Origin of the sequence: Streptomyces sp. B5E4, assembly GCF_039871555.1 — a bacterium.
Classification (GTDB): domain Bacteria; phylum Actinomycetota; class Actinomycetes; order Streptomycetales; family Streptomycetaceae; genus Streptomyces.
In genome coordinates this window covers 108,859-126,245 of sequence record NZ_JBDPMI010000013.1, presented here as the reverse complement: position 1 = coordinate 126,245, position 17,387 = coordinate 108,859, and the positions used below count along the sequence as shown (strand labels likewise).

Here is a 17,387-nt window from a genome sequence, read left to right as displayed (position 1 = left end):
AACCGGCCGACACGGCTACGAGGAAGTCCCGATGACGCGCACCTACACCCCCGGCTCCCTGGTCACCGCCCGCGGCCGGGAGTGGGTCGTCCTCCCCGACAGCGAGCCCGACCTGCTCGTGCTGCGTCCCCTGGGCGGTTCCGACGACGACATCTCAGCCGTCTTCCCCGCGTTCGAGAAGGTGCGGGACGCACAGTTCGCGCCCCCGTCGCCCGCCGACCTGGGCGACCAGCGGGCGGCCGGGCTGCTGCGCTCCGCCCTGCGGATCGGCTTCCGCTCCGGCGCCGGCCCCTTCCGCTCCCTCGCGGGCATCGCGGTCGAACCGCGCGCGTACCAACTGGTACCCCTGCTGATGGCGTTGCGCCAGCAGACCGTACGCATGCTGATCTCCGACGACGTCGGTATCGGCAAGACCGTCGAGGCGGGCCTGATCGCGAAGGAGTTCCTGTCCCAGGGCGAGGCCAGAGGGCTGGCCGTGCTCTGTTCGCCCGCGTTGGCCGAGCAGTGGCAGGAGGAGCTGCGCACCAAGTTCGGCATCGACGCCGAACTCGTCCTCGCCTCCACGGTGTCGCGCCTGGAACGCGGCCTGGACCTCGGCCAGTCCCTCTTCGACCGGTACCCGCACGTCATCGTCTCCACCGACTACATCAAGTCGACCCGGCACCGCGACGATTTCGTACGCCGCTGCCCCGACTTCGTCATCGTCGACGAGGCCCACACGTGTGTGGCCGCCGACGACACCGTCTCCACGCAGAACCAGCTCCGCTACGAGCTGCTGCGGCGCATCGCAGAGGACACGCAGCGGCACCTGCTGCTGGTCACCGCGACCCCGCACAGCGGCAAGGAGTCCGGTTTCCGCAACCTCCTCGGCCTGGTCCTGCCCGAACTCGCCGACGTGGACTTGGAGACGGACCGCGGACGGCGGCTCCTCGCCCGGCACTTCGTGCAGCGCAAGCGCGCCGACGTACGCCAGTACCTCACCAAGGAGAGCGGGCTGGCCGACGACAGCCTCGCCGAGAAGACCGCGTTCCCCTCCGACCGCGAGTCCAAGGACGAGAAGTACAAGCTGTCGCCCGGCTACCGGGCGCTGCTCGACGACGCCATCGCGTACGCCGGCGAGCGCGTCCGGGCGGCCGGTGAGCAGAGCCGGCGCGAGGCCCGTATCGCCTGGTGGTCGGCGATCGCCCTCCTGCGCTCCCTGGTCTCCTCGCCCCGGGCCGCCGCCCAGACCCTCTCGACCCGGTCGGCCGCGGCCGTCGCCGCCAGCGCCGAGGAAGCCGACCGGCTCGCCGCCCCGCTGACCCGCGACTCCGCCGACGGCGACGCCCTGGAAGGACTCGACGCCGCGCCCGGCGCGGAGACGGAGGACGCCGGCGCCCGGCTGGCCGACCTCGCCGAACGGGCCGCCGCACTGGAGGGCCCGGAGACCGACCTCAAGCTCGCCGCCCTCATCCGGCACCTCAAGGCCCTCCTCAAGGACGGCTACCACCCGATCGTCTTCTGCCGGTACATCCCCACCGCCGAGTACGTGGCCGCGCATCTGGAGAAGAAGCTCGGTTCCAGGACGGTCGTCAAGTCCGTCACCGGCACCCTCTCCCCGCAGCAGCGCCTCGGCCGTATCGAGGAGCTGGCCGCCCTCGCCGGAGAGGACCCCGCCGCCCGCCGGGTACTCGTCGCCACCGACTGCCTCTCTGAGGGCGTGAACCTCCAGCACCACTTCGACGCCGTCGTCCACTACGACCTCGCCTGGAACCCCACCCGCCACGACCAGCGCGAGGGCCGCGTGGACCGGTACGGGCAGAAACGCGACAAGGTCCGCGTCATCACGCTCTACGGCATCGACAACGGCATCGACGGCAAAGTCCTCGAAGTCCTCATCGCCAAGCATCGCCAGATACGCAAGGACCTCGGTATCTCGGTCTCCGTCCCCGACGAGGCGTCCTCCGGCGTCACCGACGCGATCGTCGAATGGCTCCTCCTGCGCGGCCGTGAACCCCAGCAGGAAGGCCTGTTCGGCGTCGAGGCGCTGAAGACCGTGGACGCCAGGGCCGCCGAGCTGGAGAGCCGGTGGAACTCGGCCGCCGAACGCGAGACGACCTCCCGTTCCCGCTTCGCCCAGCGCGCCATCCATCCCGAGGAAGTCGCCCGGGAGGTCGCCGCCATCCGCGACACCCTGGGCCGCGCGGACGAGGTCGAGGGCTTCGTGCGCCATGCGCTGGCGGCGCTCGAAGCGCACGTCGTCGAGGCCGGCGACGGTACCGGAGACTTCACCGCGGAGGTCAGCGGCGTCCCCGCCGGGCTGCGCGACGCCCTCGCCCCCGTGGCGGGTGCCGAAGCCGTCGAGTCCGGGCGCCCCATCCCGTTCCGTACCACGGCGGCCGTGGCCCGGGGCGAAGCCGCCCTGGTCCGTACGGACCCCGTGGTCGGCGCCCTCGCGGCCCACGTCCTCAACACCGCCCTGGACGCGGAAGCACCGGGCCGCCGCCCGGCCCGCCGCTGCGGAGTGGTCTCCACGGCCGCCGTGTCCGTCCGCACCACCCTTCTCCTGGTCCGCTACCGCTTCCACCTCACCCTCCCCTCCAGGCGAGGGACGCGCAGGATCGTCGCCGAGGACGCCCGCCTCCTCGCCTACGAGGGATCGGTGAAGAATCCGGTCTGGCTCCCCGAGGACAGGGCGCTCGCCCTCCTGAGCGCGGAGGCCGCCGAGAGCACCGACGACTACTTCCAGACCCGGACCATGAGCCGCACACTCGGGCAGTTAGACGCCGTCCAGGACCACGTGGCGGACTACGGCGACCTGCTCGCCGGAGAACTCCACGAGTCGCACCGCCGGGTCCGGCGCGCGTCCGACGAGATCGTGCAGGGCCTGAAGGTGACGGCCCAGCAGCCCGCCGACATCCTCGGCGTCTACGTCTACCTGCCCCCGATCGCCGAGAGCGGAGGGACCGCCTGATGTCCGTCACCACACGCAACCAGGTCTTCTCCGCCGTCCACACCGTCGGCGGCCTGCTCCCCGCGGACATGCTCGTCCGTATCTCGGAGAGCAAGGAGGGCAGGGACGTCCCGGGCTCCGGCCCGGCGGACTACCACGTCATCGGCCCCCGCCGGTCCGTACGGGACGAGGCAGAGCGCCACTGGGATTACCTCAAGGGGGTCTGGCTCGAACTCCGCGAGAAGCTGCCCGTCAGCGCCGAGGCCGACCTGCCCGCGGACCCGACCGGACACGCGATCGGCCAGTGGCTCGAACCGCTCTTCAACGAATTAGGCTTCGGCCGCCTCACGACGGTCGCCCCGGGCGAGTACCGGGCCGACGGCGACCCCGACCGCGTCTTCCCCCTCAGCCACCGCTGGCACCACGTGCCCGTCCACATGGCCGCCTGGAACGCGGTGCTCGACAAGCGGCCCGGCGGCGTCGGCACCGTACCCCCGCACTCCCTCGTCCAGGAATGTCTGAACCGTCGGGAAGCCCACCTGTGGGGCGTGCTCACCAACGGCCGGCAGGTGCGCCTGCTGCGCGACTCCAACGCCCTGGCCACCGCCTCGTACGTCGAGTTCGACCTCGAAGCGATCTTCGACGGCGAACTCTTCAGCGAGTTCGTCCTGCTCTACCGGCTGCTGCACGTCTCCCGCTTCGAGACCGGCGAGGCGGGGGCCCCGTCTGCCTGCTGGCTGGAGAAGTGGCGTACGGAGGCGATCGCCTCCGGCACCCGCGCGCTCGACCACCACCGCGACGGCGTCCAGCGGGCCCTCACCACCCTCGGCACCGGCTTCCTGCGCCACCCCGGCAACACGGCGCTCCGCGAGAACCTCGACGTCGACCGCTTCCACGCGGCTTTGCTGCGCCTCGCCTACCGGATGATCTTCCTCTTCGTCGCCGAGGACCGCGACGCCTTGCTCGACCCCGGCGCGAGCGAGGAGACCCGCAAGCGGTACGCCGCCTACTTCAGCTCCGCACGGCTGCGCCGCCTCGCCCTGCGCCGCCAGGGCACCGCGCACGCCGACCAGTACGCCGCGCTGCGCATCGTCCTGGACGCGCTGGGCCGCGAGGACGGCCGGCCCGAGCTGGGCCTGCCCGGCCTCGGCGGCCTCTTCGACGACACCGCCGCCGACGCCCCGCTGCGCGACTGCGCGCTGTCCAACGCCTCCCTGCTGGAGGCGGTGCGCCACCTCTCGCGCGTACGGGACGAGAAGACGGCGCGCTGGCGGCCGGTGGACTACCGCAACATGGGCTCGGAGGAACTCGGCTCCATCTACGAGTCCCTGCTCGAACTCGTCCCCAAGCACAGCGCCGCCGAGCGCACCTTCGAACTGGTCAACCGGCTGGGGAACGACCGCAAGAAGACCGGCTCCTACTACACCCCGGCCTCCCTCATCGAGACCCTGCTCGACTCCACCCTCGACCCGGTCATCGACGACGCCCAGAAGCGCGGCGAGCAGGCCGCCGCGGCGGCGGGAGAAGCGGACCCGTCGGAGGCGGTCGTCGGTGAGCTGCTGTCGCTGACGGTCTGCGACCCGGCGTGCGGGTCGGGCCACTTCCTGGTGGCGGCAGCCCGCCGGATCGCCAAGCGGGTGGCGGCGGTACGGGAGAGCAACCCCGAGCCGACGCCGGTCGCCGTCCGCAGAGCACTCCACGAGGTGGTCGCCCGGTGCGTGTACGGGGTGGACCTCAACCCGATGGCGGTGGAACTGGCGAAGGTGTCGCTGTGGCTGGAGGCGCTGGAGCCGGGAAAGGCGCTGGGCTTCCTGGACGCGCACATCAAGCACGGGAACGGGCTGGTGGGCGCGACGCCGGCGTTGATGCTGGACGGCATCCCGAGCAAGGCGTTCAAGGCGGTCGAGGGCGACGACACGAAGTACGCGAAGGCCCTGGAGAAGCAGAACGACGGCGAACGCCGGGGCCAGAGCGTGCTGTTCGAGGTGGTCGCGGAGCCGAAGGTCTCCAACACCGTCTTCGGGTCGGGCCTGCGCCGGATCACCGAGGCCCCGTCCGACGAACTACGCGAGGTGCGCGCCCAGCAGGCGGCGTATGAGGACTTGCGGGAGCAGACGGAGTACGTCCACGCCCGGCATCTGGCGGACGCCTGGTGCGCCGCGTTCATGTGGCGGAAGGCGAAGGACGCCCCGCCGCCGGTGACCCACGAGGTCTTCCGGGCGCTTGGTGACCCGGAGGGCAGCTCGGCCTCGGCGGCGACGCACGAGGAGATCGACCGGCTGCGGGACCTGTACCGGTTCTTCCACTGGCACCTGGAGTTCCCGGAGGTGTTCACGGTCCCGGAGGCCCCGGATGCGAGGGCGGGGTCGGGGGCTGGTGCGGCGGTGGACCCGGCAACGGGGTGGTCGGGCGGGTTCTCGTGTGTGGTGGGCAACCCGCCGTGGGACAAGGTCGACTTCGAGGACAAGAAGTACTTCAGCGTGATCGAACCGTCGATCGCGGCGATCGCGGGCACGGCCCGGCGGACGCGCATCGCGGAGTGGGAGGTCGAGAACGAGAAGGCCGGGAACCCGGAGGCGGGGAAGCGGTACCGGCAGGCGCGGCGGATGGTGAAGTCGACGTTCTTGTTTGCGGGAGCGTCGGGGGCGTTCTCGCTGTGCGGGAAGGGTTTGACGATCAAGGGGGTCAACTCCCTCCAGACCGACCAACTGTTCGCGGAGCGCTTCGCGACGATCGCAGCCCCCAGGAGCCGCTTCGGGTGCATCCTGCCGACGGCGATCGCGACGGGGGCGGGGGCGCAGTACCTGTTCAGCGACTTCACCCGGCGCGGCGCGGTGGCGGCGCTGTACGACTTCGAGAACCGGAAGCAGCTCTTCGTGGGAGTGGACTCCCGCTACAAGTTCTGTCTGCTCTCGCTGGTCGGCCGGGAACTGCGGGAGCCTGCGGCCCGCTTCGCGTTCTTCCTGGAGGACCCGACGGATCTGGACGACGCGGAACGGGTGTTCGCGCTCAGCCCGGAGGAGATCGCTCTCATTAATCCGAACACGGGGACGTTGCCGATCTTCCGGACACGGCGGGATGCCGACCTGACAGCGGCAATCTACCGCCGTATTCCGGTGCTGTGGAATGAGGCGGAGAGAGGAGGGAATCCGTGGGGTGTCGCCTTTAGGAGGCTCTTCGACATGACTGACGACTCCGACCTTTTCCATACACGGGAGAAATTAGAGGCAGAAGGCTGGGAGTTGAGCGGAAATGTGTTCGCCCGTGACGGAGAGAGAATGCTTCCCCTATACGAGGCGAAGATGGTCGATTTCTTCAACCACCGCGCGGCCGATGTAGTTACAAGCGCGACAGCAGTTAATAGGAAGAATCAGCCGAGATATCTGAGGTCGGATGAGCTTCAGGATGCAACGCGAGCCGCCCTGCCCTTGCACTGGATCGCTCAGCAAGGTTCTATCGCAACCCGCAGGAACGGTAAAGACGTAAAAATTCCTGGTGTTGAGCTGCGTTTGGAAGAGTTGAAATGGGGCCTTGACTGGCTATGTGGATGGTGCGATGTTACAGCCTCGACGAATGAGCGCACGGCGATTCCAGCAATCTTGCCGCGTGTGGCGGTCGGACACACCTACCCTTTAATGTTTCCCTCGACCTCGCCACGTCTTACGGCGGCTCTCATCAGTGTCCAAAGCTCAATGGTTTTCGACTTCGTTAGCCGACAAAAGGTGAGCGGCGCTCACTTGGCACTCATGACCTGGAAGCAGCTACCCGTTCCTCGCCCGGCGACGCTGTCCCCGCACACACCGTTCACCACCCCACGACTCTTGGAGCTTGTCTACACGGCATTCGACATGGCTCCTCTCGCCCGTGACCTCGGGGATACAAACGGGCCGTTCCGCTGGGACGAGATCCGTCGCGCTCAGATCCGCGCCGAACTCGATGCGTACTTCTTCCACCTCTATGGAATCTGCCGCCACGACGCAGACTACATTCTGGAGTCATTCCAGTCGACCACCGGTGGCCTCAAGAACAACGAGATCGCCAAGTACGGCCACTACCGCACCAAGGCGCTCGTACTCACCGAATTCGACCGCATGGCCACCGCCGGCGTAAGCTTTGCCACGCCCCTCGTAGACGGCGAGAACTACACCTCCACCCTCTCCCCGCCCCCCGGCCACGGCCCGCGCCACCCCGACGAACCAGAGACTGCCTGACGCAGAGGGCCGGGGGCGGGCCACGTGATACGCGTGTCGGCCCCGGATGGCTACAACAGGTGGTCTGCCTTGCCTGCTTTGATGTCCTGGATCAGCGTGCGCAGTGCTTCGTGGGTGTCTGTGAGGTAGGTGTCCTCGCGGCCCGCCACGGCTATGTAGGCGTTGCCGTCAGAGTCGGTCCCGATGCGGAAGCAGTTGTTTCCCTCTCCGCAGAAGGGAGCTTCCCACTTGATGTCTGTCACGGTCGAATCCTTACAGGTCGTTGAGGATAGCGTGGATGAAGTCTCTCGACGTATCGGTCGGAAGGCTCATCTGGTCCATCCATTCCAAGTGGGCCCGGTACTTGGAGAGTTGCAGGTCAGCATGCATGAACTCGGGGCTATGGGCTGAGTCGAGTTGTGCCGTGTCGAGTTGCGGTACCGGTCCCTCCGCGTACAGCAGGGCGTGCCCGGCTCCGGGGAAACTCCCCAGCTCGACGGGAACGACACGCACGACGACGTTTCGTCGCTCGGTCCATTCGAGCAGTGCGCGAAGCTGGCCCCTGCTTGTGTCCCGTCCTCCGAAAAGCATGCGCAGTGCGGCCTCATGCACATATCCCACGTAGGGCACCGGTTCGTTGCGGTCCAGAACGCGCTGTCGATCCATGCGATGAGCGACGCGCAGCTCAACTTCGAGGCGTGACAGAGCGGGGAGAACCGCCGCGAAGACGCTCCGCGCGTAGTCCTCAGTCTGGAGCAGGCCAGGCACGTGGACGGTCTGGATGGTTTGGATACGAGCCGCGTGCCACTCCAGCTCGACGATGTCCAGAAGGCCGGGCGAGATCCTTCCCCTGTACTCGTCCCACCAGCGGTCCGGGGAAGGCTGGGTCATGTCCGTGAGTGCGGACAGGTACCGCTCGTCTGCACACGCGCAGTGCGTCGCCAGCGTACGCAGCCGGTCCGGACTGATGTTGCGGATGCCCGACTCGATGTTCGAGATCTTGCCCCGGTCGACTCCCAGCAGTCCCGCGACGTACTCGGCGGTGAGGCCCGCCTCTGTGCGCATCTTCTTGATCTCCGCGCCAAGTCTGCGCTGTCGCTGCGTAGGTGTGGTGCGTGGCGCCATCGATCGCCTTCCTCTTCAGGGGCGTGAACCAGTCTGCCGGGTGCGGCCAGCCTAATCCATTGGGGGTTAAGTTCTATCCAGGAGGGTGGCACGTGCACCCCCTCTTCCCCTACTGTAAGTCACGCGACGCTCACGCAAGGCGCATGAGAAGAGCATCGCGCGAGCCTGCCCGCATCCTCCTGCCCTGGGAGGGGTGTGCACGCGCCAGGGAGACGAGCCACTGCCTCGCCGCGTCGCCGAGCTGATCCGTGCCGCACCGGCCCTGCCCCGACAACTCGCCCGTGTCGCCAACGACACGGCCCACTCCCAGTGTTCACGCCGCCGAACGGAGTCGTCATGCCCGAAAATGCACCGCTGATCCCCGCAACGCCCGAACCCGCCCCCATCGCAGCACCGACCCCCCGCCGCGCTCCCGCAGGTCGTCCCGGTCGCCAACTGGCCCCGAACGGGGGGCGGTCCAGGCTGCCCGCGTACACCCTCGGCTCGCCGTACGCGCTCCAGTCCACGCCGGCGATCACTCACTGCCCGCCGCCTCCCCCGGACCTCGGGGAACCTTCCGCCTCCCACTTCGCCTACGGGTTGACGCTTCCCTCGGCCACCGGGACGCCGGTGATCGCGCACGACTCGGCGGGGGCCGTCCTCGACGTGCACGGTGTCGAGGACGAACTGATCGAGCCGGTACTCAGCCTCGTCCACGAACTCGCCGTGCACGCCTGCCGCTTCACCGGCGCGGGAGAGATGGTCCACCTCGTGCTCCGTCGCTCCGGCGATGTGCTCCAGGTGGCGGCGTATGACACGCACACCCCGCACCTCAACTCCCGTCTCGCCGGTCAGTGTGCGGAACGCCGCCGGGTCTCTCTCGCCACCGTTCGTGAACTCACGGAAGCCGGCGGCGGGGAGTGGGGGTTCGCCGCCTCACATCCGCCCGCCGCGGGTGTGTGCACCTGGGCGACGATCGCGCACGGCGTACAGGACGCGTCGGGTGCGTCGGGCGCGGCGGACGCCGTGCATGGCGAGGTCGCCTGATCGGACGCGAGGCGAACCCTGGTCAGTTGACGTCCGGGCGGGGGGCGCGGCAGCCGTGCCGAACGAAAGGCGGAGAGTAGTACACACGGTCGGATTCGCGGCTTCAAAAAGTCTGTTGACGTCGCCAACGTGCTTACGCCATGATGGCGTTGTGAACGGCTCGGCCTTCTGCCGCGCCCCCGGCCCGCCCTTTGCGAGGACCACCGCCATGACTGAAGAGACTCCGCTGCGCAGCCTGATCGCTGCGCGCATCGATGCCGCCGAAGGTTCCGGACTGGCCCCGGACGCCGCCGCGCTGCTGCGTGACGTGCTTCCGGAGCCGGTTCCGGAGCAGGCCGGGCACGCAGGGCCCGTGTACCTGCGCTCCGTCACCGCGGCGGGCTGGCGGGGTGTGGGCGCCGAGGTCACGCTCGACCTCCCGCCCGGCCCCGGGCTGACGGTGATCGCGGGGCGCAACGGCACCGGGAAGTCGAGCTTCGCGGAGGCCGCCGAGATGGCGCTCACGGGCAGCAACGCCCGGTGGGACGGCCCTAATGGCGGCAAGGCCCGCCCGGTGGTGTGGCGGCAGGGGTGGCGCAACCTGCACGAGTCCGCGGCCCCGCGGGTCTCCGTGACCGTCACCCTGGGCGGCACCGGCGCACCGGTCACCGTCCACCGGACCTGGTACGGGGAGGAGGTGAAGGACGCGCGCACGACGGTGGTGCGGGAGGACGGCACGGAGCTGAAGCTTGAGGAGTGCTTCGAACCTGCGATGCTCGACCTCTACCGCCCGTTCCTGCCGTACAGCGAGCTGGGCTCGATGGTGGACGGGCCGCTGAGCGAGCTCTACCGGAAGATCTCCGCGTTCATCGGGCTCGGCCGGCTCGGTGAGATGGACGCCCGGCTCGCGGCCCTGCTCAAGGAGCACAAGGATGCCGAGGCGCTGCCCGGTCCGCTGCGGACCGCGGCCGTCGAGGCGCTGACCGGTCTCGACGACCCGCGTGCCGACGTGGCCAGGCGGGCGCTCGACGGGAGTACGCCGGACGTCGCCGCCGTACGGGACCTGCTCGACCGGGACGCGGTTCCGGACAAGGGCGAGCACGAGCGCCTCCGGGTCCTCGCCGCCCTGTCCGGTCCCGACGAAGCGGAGGTCCGGGGCGCGCTGGCGCGGCTGCGGGAGGCGGCTGCCGCGGTCGAGGACGTACGGCACTCCGACGCCGAGGACGCGCGCCGGCTGGCCGCACTGCTGGAGAGCGCGCTCGAACACCGCCGTCGTTCCGAAAGCTTCGGGCCCGACTGCCCTGTCTGCGGCACCGCGGGCCGTCTGGACGAGGAGTGGGCCGAGGCGGCGCGGGACGAGATCGAGCGGCTCCAGTGGGAGGCGGCCGGGGCCGAAGAAGCGCGCCGGGTCCTCAACGGTGCTCGGCGCGCTGTTCACGACCTGGTCCAGCCGGTGCCCGACCTGCTGCGCTCCGAGGAATCGGAACTGGCGCGGCTGTGGCGCGAGTGGACGCTCTGCCGGAGCCTCACCGACCCCGCCGAACTGGCGGACCGGGTCGGGCACCTCGGGCCGGCGCTGAGCGCGGCCTGCCGGCAGGTCGGAGCCGAAGCCGCTCGCAGGCTCGCCGACCGCGACGCCACCTGGCGGCCCGCGGCCGTGCGGCTCGCGGAGTGGGTGACGGCGGCGGAGGCGGCGCAGGAGGCGACCGGCCGGCGCAAGGTGGCCCACGCGGCCCGGACGTGGTTCAGGAAGCTGACGGACGAGCTGAGGAACGAGCGGATGAGCCGCTTCGGTGACCGCGCCCAGGGCGTGTGGACGAAGCTCTGCGAGAGCAGCAGTGTGTCGCTCGGCCGTGTCGACCTGACGGGCACGGCCCAGCGGGGAAGCGTGCAGCTCGACGTCTCCGTAGACGACCAGGAGGCACCCGCGTACAGCGTGATGAGCCAGGGCGAACTGCACTCGCTGGCACTGTCGTTGTTCATCCCGCGCGCCACGCACGAGGGCAGCCCGTTCGGCTTCCTCGTCATCGACGACCCGGTGCAGTCGATGGACACGCAGAAGGTGGAGGGGCTGGCCACCGTCCTGAGTGAGTGCGCCCGCCACCGCCAGGTGGTCGTCTTCACCCACGACACCCGGCTGGAACAGGCCCTCACGCACCTCGGCATCGAGGCGACGATCCGCCACATCTCCCGCGAGGAGAACTCGCAGGTGACCATCGAGGAGCGGAGCGATCCCGTCGCGCAGGCACTCGACGAGGCCAGGGCGGTCTCCCTCGATCCGTCGCTGCCGCAGTCCGTGGCCGACCGGGTGGTCCCGACGATGTGCCGCGCCGCCCTGGAGGCCGCCTGCGTGGAAGCCGCCCGCCGCACCCTGCGGGATGAACGCGGACACCTCTTGGGCCTGACGGAGTTCGAAAGGCAGGTTTCCGCGCTGGTGCGGACGAAGGAGTACGTGGCCCTCGCCCTGCTGGGGGACGCCGCGGCGGCCCCGCAGACGGCGGTGGAAAGCCTGCACACCGGAGGATGGGCTTTGATCAACGAACTCAATGCGGGCGCGCATCCCGGGCTGCCGACCGTGGACTCCCGGAAGGGGCTCGTGAGGCGTACGGAGCGGCTGGCCGAGGCGATCCGGCGGGGGACGGCGACCACGACGGCGCAGGGGGGTGCCCGATGACCGACGACGCGCGCGCACTCGTGTCCACCGCCCAGGCCCTGCTGCGCCCACCGGCGGGCACGGCGGAAGCGCTCGGGCCCGGGGTCCGGGCGCGGGCCGCCGCCATGCTGCTGCGCCTTGCTCTCGACCGGAGCCTGGACGACTTCTGGTGCGGTGTCGCCCCCGACATGACGCGCAACGGCAAGCACCGCATCCTGTGCCTGGAGGCGTACACCGATCGGGGGACCGCCCGGCGCTGGTACCTCACCTGGAACGCGCTCAGCACGGCCTGTCACCACCGTGCACACGAACTGCCGCCCAGCCCCGGGGAGATCCAGGGCCGCCTCCTGGAGGTCGACGGCCTGCTGGACGCGATCGGCGGGGGCACGGGGTCCGCGGCCACGGCCGCCGAGGCTGTGCCGTCCCCCGGCCCCGGACGCGGCCGGCCGGTTCCTCCTCCCGGCACTCCCACCGCGCTCCTGCCAGGGGCCCGGCACGGGAGCAGCCGCGTTCCGCGGCCCGGCCCGCCGGGCGCCGCCCGCCCGTGAGCGTACGGAGTCGGCGGTATCCCCTCGGCACCGTGCCGTCCCGTCGCAGAATGAACTGATTCATGACGGTCGTGCGACCACGCCCCTCCACCACGGGGGGCGTCACGCCGTGCTTCCCGGCCGGAGATCACGGCTTTGACCACACGGAGAGCAGGCATGAGTGAGAACGGGGACGGGCCCCGCAGCCCCGACGAGATGCCCGAGTTCCTGCTGCGCCTGCCCAACGGCGGTGAGGTGGACCGGGCCCGCGGTGTCCTGATGGACGAGGTCGGGACCAACGGAAGCCGGAAGTTCCGCATCCTGGCCGGCTCACCCGCCCGGGACGCCGAAACGCCCGCCTTCTCCCAGCATCAGCCTCGCCCCGCCGCCGTGCGTGCGATGGCGAAGAAGGTGGGTGTGCTGCGTCCGTCCACGCGCTGGCCGGGGTGGCTGGAGATGGCCCAAGACCTCGACTGTGACTCGCCGTCCCAAGCGGCCTCTCTACTGGTCGGATCGTCGCGCAACGGCTGGACCGACTGGAAGACCGAAGCCGGCGTGCCCCTCTCCGACTTCATGGAGGGCGTCTGGGCCGGCCCCGCGAGGGCTTGGCTCGTACGCGGCAACAACGTGTCCGGAACGGATCTCGTGCAGAGGATGTGGCTTCCCGAGGGACGCGTGTCCCTCGCCGCCCCGCGCATGCGGCAGGGGATCGGTCAGGGAGTCAGCAAGGAGCGTCTTCGTACGGTCGTCGAGGAGGACTGGGGCACCACCGCCACGTACAACCAGAAACTCGAACTCGTCGAGGAACTGCACGCTTTCTTGTCCCGGATGAAGCCCGGAGACACGGTGTGCACCCTCTCGGGCGGGCGGCTCTACGTCGGTCAGATCTCCGGCCCGGCCGAGCAGACCGCCTCCGACAGCGGCCTGTCCAACCTGCGGCGGCCCGTCGAGTGGCAGAGCACCGGCCATCCGTATGACGTGCTGCCCGAGGAGATCCAGCAGCGCCTCTCCGCCCAGCACGATGTGGTGGACCTCACCGCGGTCCAGGCGCATATCGACGGACTCGGCCTCTCCGACGAGGAACTGGTGGACGAGGCCGTGGTGGCAGAGCGCGACCCCAGCGGTACGACGCCTGCGCTCGCCGCCCGCCGCGAGCTGGAACTGCCCGTACCGGAGCAGTCCCTCGCCGACGACCTGCTCGTGCATGAGGTGGACTGGCTGCACGGCATCCGCGATCTGCTGTGGGACGAGCGGCAGATCATCCTCTACGGGCCGCCGGGAACCGGAAAGACGTATACCGCCCTCAAGCTTGCCGAGTACCTGGCAGGGGGAGCCGAGAGGGTGAAGCTCGTCCAGTTCCATCCCTCCTACGCCTACGAGGACTTTTTCGAGGGGTTCCGCCCCCGCGCGGACCCGGACACGGGGGAAGTCGCCTTCCGCCTCACCGCGGGCCCGCTCCGCGGGCTCGCCGACCTCGCGTCTCGCGAGGGCAACCGCCACGTCCCGCACTTCCTGGTCATCGACGAGATCAACCGGGCCAATCTGGCGAAGGTCTTCGGCGAGCTGTACTTCCTTCTCGAATACCGCAACAAATCCGTGCGGCTCACCTACTCCGGTGACGACTTCGCCCTCCCGCCCAACCTCTTCGTCATCGGCACGATGAACACCGCCGACCGGTCGATCGCGCTGGTCGACGCGGCGATGCGCAGGCGCTTCGCCTTCGTCGAGCTGTCCCCCCGGATCGAGCCCACCAGCGGCCTGTTGCGGCGCTGGCTCGACCGCGAGGGATTCGGCAGCCGGGCGGCGGACCTTCTCGGAGCCCTCAACTCGCGCATCGGGGACACCGACTTCCACATCGGCCCCTCCTACCTGATGAAGCCGAGCGCGCACCGGAAGGGCGGACTGGAGCGGGCCTGGCGAACGAAGATTCTCCCGTTGCTGGAGGAACACCACTACGGGGAGTCCTTCGACATCGAGAAGCGCTACGGACTCGACGCACTCTCCCGGTCCCTCGGGGACAGCGGACCGGACGCGACGGGTTCGTGACGACCGTCGAGCTGGACGAGTACGGCGCGGCCGTCACCGTGCCGCTCCCCGCCGAGGCGGGCCGCGCGCTCAGCGCCTCCGGAATCGTCGAGGCCACACCCGACCCGTACCTTCCCGGTGCCTGGCGGCTGCGCGCCGGCGGCAAGGTCGGAGCGGTGTCCCTGAAGGTGCCCGGACACGATCCCGTCACCCTACGGATAGCTCCCAAGGTGCCGGTGGCACGGCTGTTCTTCCTCATCGGCTACGCCGCCGATCCTCGTATTCACCGGGACGGCGAGGTGGGCGTGGCCGAACACGACGAGGTGCTTCCGGCGCTGGCGGCGGGGTTCGAGAGGTCGCTCGAACGGGCGCTGCGGCAGGGCGTTCTCCAGGGCTACCGGCACACGGAGGAGACCGCGCTCGTCGTCCGCGGCCGTATCAGGGAGGCGGACCAGGTCAAACGGCACTACGGGCGGGGTTTCCCGGTCGAGGTGGCGTACGACGACTACGGGACCGACATCGCGGAGAACCGCCTTCTGCGCGCCGCCACGGAGCGGCTGCTCAGCCTGCCCCGGGTGCCCGGCGGCGTACGCCGCCGGTTGCGCCACCACCGTGGCCGGCTGCTGGACGCCGAGCCCGTGAGGCGGGGCGTGCGTGAACTGCCGCAGTGGCGGGCCAGTCGGCTGAACCTCCGCTACCAGCCCGCGCTCCGGCTTGCCGAGACGATTCTGCGCGGATCTTCAGTGGAACACGGAGCGGGCCGGATCTCCGTTGACGGATATCTCATCGACACCCACAAGGTCTTCGAGGACTTCGTCTGCGTCGCGCTGCGCGAGGCGCTGGCGGAACACGGCGGACGCAGCACACTCCAGGCCCGTGGCGTGCACCTGGACGAGGACGAGAGGGTGCGTATGCGCCCTGATCTGGTCTGGTACGGAGACGGCGGCCACCCGCGAGCCGTCGCGGACGCCAAGTACAAGGCGGAGAAACCCGAAGGCTTCCCGGAGGCCGACCTCTACCAGATGCTCGCCTACTGCACGGCGCTCGGCCTGTCGGCCGGCCACCTCGTGTACGCGAGGGGCTACGAGCCGAGCGTGACGCACCGGGTGCGGCACGCCGGAATCCGCATCAACCAGCACGCCCTGGCCCTGGACCGCCCACCGGGCGAACTGCTGGATGCGATCGGCACCATCGCCCGTTCGATGGTGGCGGACACGGCGACGGCAGAGGCGGGCGAGCTATCCGTCAGGCAGCATCGTCGGGGGGCAGAAGGGCCCCGTTGGTGAGACCGTCACGGGCGAGAGCGCTCACCTTCTCCGCCAGTCGGGCCATTTCTGCGACGTGCTCCTCGAACTCCCGGAGAGCACGGAAGGCGGCGCCGTAGCGGCGTTGCTCCTCCACCGCCATCTGCGGGATACGCGCCCCTTTGACATCGAGGCGGTAGGTGCCGCTGCTGCTCGTCGAGCGACGCCTGTTGGACGTGCTCCGCAGGAAGCCGCGGAGGTACTCGGTGTCCAGTTGGTCGCTGGTGGAGCGGGGTTCGGCATCGGTGATGTCGACGAGTCCGGCGCGGGAGAGGTCGGCCAGGCTGATGGTCGCGCCGTCCAGCACGCCCGGCCCTTCGCCCGCGGAGAGAGCGGGCAACAGGGCGGTCAGCAGCCTGAGCCGCTCCTCGACGTTCCGCTGGAGGGCGCGGTACTCGGTGGGAAGGTCCCCGCGCGAGGCGTCCACGTAGGTGCTCGGAGTGAGGTCGACGGAGTCGTTGAGGAGATCGACCAGTGGTACGTCGACGGCCTGCTTGGCTGTCGGTTCCATGCGGCCGTCGGGGTCGTTGGCGGTGAGATCCACCATCCGGACCGAAGAAGAGCCGGCGGACGTGCCGACGGGGCGGCGCAGCATCCACAGATGCACGGGCTGAGCGTGCGAAGCCACCATGCCCGGAGGCAGGGCGATCACATCGGTGAGGATGCCTCTGCGGACGGCTTCGGCGCGGATGCGCCTGCCCGCCTTGCGGTAGGCCACGGAAGCCGGCATGACGGCGACTACCCGGCCTCCGGGGGCGGTGTGGGAGTAGCAGTGCTGGAGCCAGGCGAGATCCCCCTCCGCCTTGGAAGGAGTGCCCAGCTCCCAGCGGGCGTCGAGGAGCAGTTCCTCCCGCCCCCAGTCGGGCCCGGCGGCCGGGGGGTCGCACAGGACGAGGTCGGCACGCAGCAGGGGCCAGCGGTCCTGGCGGAGGGAGTCCCCGGCCTCGATGGCTGTATCCCGGTGCCCGGCGAGATCGGCCCGTGCCTGCGCCAGCTCCGCGGCTGCCGGACTGATCTCCTGGCCCCGGCGTTCCGGTCCGTTCACAGGCCCGACGGAGAGGAGAAGTGTTCCGATACCGCACGCCGGATCGAGGATGAGGGAGCCGGCGGACACCGGTCCGGCGAAGTGGCTCACAGCCCTGACGAGGCGTGGGGAGGTGATCTGGTCGGAGCCGGTGCGACGCGAGGAGTCCAGAAAGCGCTCGACGAGCTGATCCACGACACGTGCCGCCGACTCTTTCGCGGCCACGCGGGTGGCCAGCTCGGCCAGGTCCTCGTCCAGCGTCGAAGCTTCGTCATGAGCCAGGAGACGGGCGATGCTCGCGATCCCCGCGACTGTGTCGTCACCAAAGGCGCTCCGAAGCGCCTGCCATAGACGCACGTCGTCCGAGAGGTCGATGCCTTTTTGCTGTTTGGCCAGCCAGGAACGGACCTCTGTGAGGGAGAAGAGGGGCGTGTTCTGGCCGCCCTCGGCGGGAGCGGGAAAGTCGCTGTACCGCCGTCGCCAGTTGGACACCGCAGCCCGCGTCACCCCCGCCAGCCTGGCGATCTCTGCTCCGGTGATCAGCGATTCGGAAGGCGGGGGAGTCGATTCCTTCATAGCTCCACCGTACACGTAAGGGTGCC

General features: G+C 69.8%; 10 protein-coding genes. 7 read left to right on the top strand and 3 right to left on the bottom strand.

Going from position 1 to position 17,387, the window contains the following annotated elements; genetic code table 11:
• Positions 1-31 precede the first annotated feature (31 nt).
• Together ABGA99_RS18940 and ABGA99_RS18935 are read left to right on the top strand one after the other, a co-directional pair.
• Positions 32-2,953, top strand: a complete 2,922-nt coding sequence (locus ABGA99_RS18940; RefSeq protein WP_347578512.1) for a DEAD/DEAH box helicase — start codon at positions 32-34, stop codon at positions 2,951-2,953.
• On the top strand, positions 2,953-7,143 hold the full coding sequence (locus ABGA99_RS18935) for a DNA methyltransferase (protein WP_347578513.1): 4,191 nt from the start codon (positions 2,953-2,955) through the stop codon (positions 7,141-7,143). The genes ABGA99_RS18940 and ABGA99_RS18935 overlap by 1 nt, the downstream gene beginning before the upstream one ends.
• A 50-nt stretch (positions 7,144-7,193) precedes the next feature.
• Here the strand turns inward: ABGA99_RS18935 and ABGA99_RS18930 are convergent, their stop codons facing one another.
• Together ABGA99_RS18930 and ABGA99_RS18925 are read right to left on the bottom strand one after the other, a co-directional pair.
• Complete coding sequence (locus ABGA99_RS18930) at positions 7,194-7,385, bottom strand: hypothetical protein (RefSeq protein WP_347578514.1); 192 nt, start codon at positions 7,383-7,385, stop codon at positions 7,194-7,196.
• A 10-nt stretch (positions 7,386-7,395) separates the two neighbouring features.
• On the bottom strand, positions 7,396-8,247 hold the full coding sequence (locus tag ABGA99_RS18925) for a helix-turn-helix transcriptional regulator (protein WP_347578515.1): 852 nt from the start codon (positions 8,245-8,247) through the stop codon (positions 7,396-7,398).
• A gap of 579 nt (positions 8,248-8,826) precedes the next feature.
• Here ABGA99_RS18925 and ABGA99_RS18920 point away from each other — a divergent pair.
• The 5 genes from ABGA99_RS18920 to ABGA99_RS18900 all read left to right on the top strand — a co-directional run bounded on the left by ABGA99_RS18920 (position 8,827) and on the right by ABGA99_RS18900 (position 15,743).
• Positions 8,827-9,273, top strand: a complete 447-nt coding sequence (locus tag ABGA99_RS18920) for an ATP-binding protein (protein WP_347578516.1) — start codon at positions 8,827-8,829, stop codon at positions 9,271-9,273.
• 208 nt (positions 9,274-9,481) lie between these two features.
• Complete coding sequence (locus tag ABGA99_RS18915; RefSeq protein WP_347578517.1) at positions 9,482-11,926, top strand: AAA family ATPase; 2,445 nt, start codon at positions 9,482-9,484, stop codon at positions 11,924-11,926.
• Positions 11,923-12,453 (top strand): hypothetical protein, encoded by a 531-nt coding sequence (locus tag ABGA99_RS18910; protein ID WP_347578518.1) that lies wholly within the window; start codon positions 11,923-11,925, stop codon positions 12,451-12,453. The genes ABGA99_RS18915 and ABGA99_RS18910 overlap by 4 nt, the downstream gene beginning before the upstream one ends.
• A gap of 156 nt (positions 12,454-12,609) precedes the next feature.
• Positions 12,610-14,478: a DUF4357 domain-containing protein gene (locus ABGA99_RS18905; protein ID WP_347578519.1), complete on the top strand. Its 1,869-nt coding sequence runs from the start codon at positions 12,610-12,612 to the stop codon at positions 14,476-14,478.
• Positions 14,475-15,743 carry a restriction endonuclease gene (locus tag ABGA99_RS18900; RefSeq protein WP_347578520.1) on the top strand — a complete coding sequence of 423 codons (1,269 nt, stop codon included), beginning with the start codon at positions 14,475-14,477 and terminating at the stop codon, positions 15,741-15,743. Before ABGA99_RS18905 ends, ABGA99_RS18900 begins: the two co-directional genes overlap by 4 nt.
• On the opposite strand, the gene ABGA99_RS18895 is transcribed toward ABGA99_RS18900, so the two are convergent.
• Positions 15,703-17,361 carry an N-6 DNA methylase gene (locus ABGA99_RS18895; RefSeq protein WP_347578521.1) on the bottom strand — a complete coding sequence of 553 codons (1,659 nt, stop codon included), beginning with the start codon at positions 17,359-17,361 and terminating at the stop codon, positions 15,703-15,705. The two genes, ABGA99_RS18900 and ABGA99_RS18895, sit on opposite strands and share 41 nt — an antisense overlap.
• Positions 17,362-17,387 lie beyond the last annotated feature (26 nt).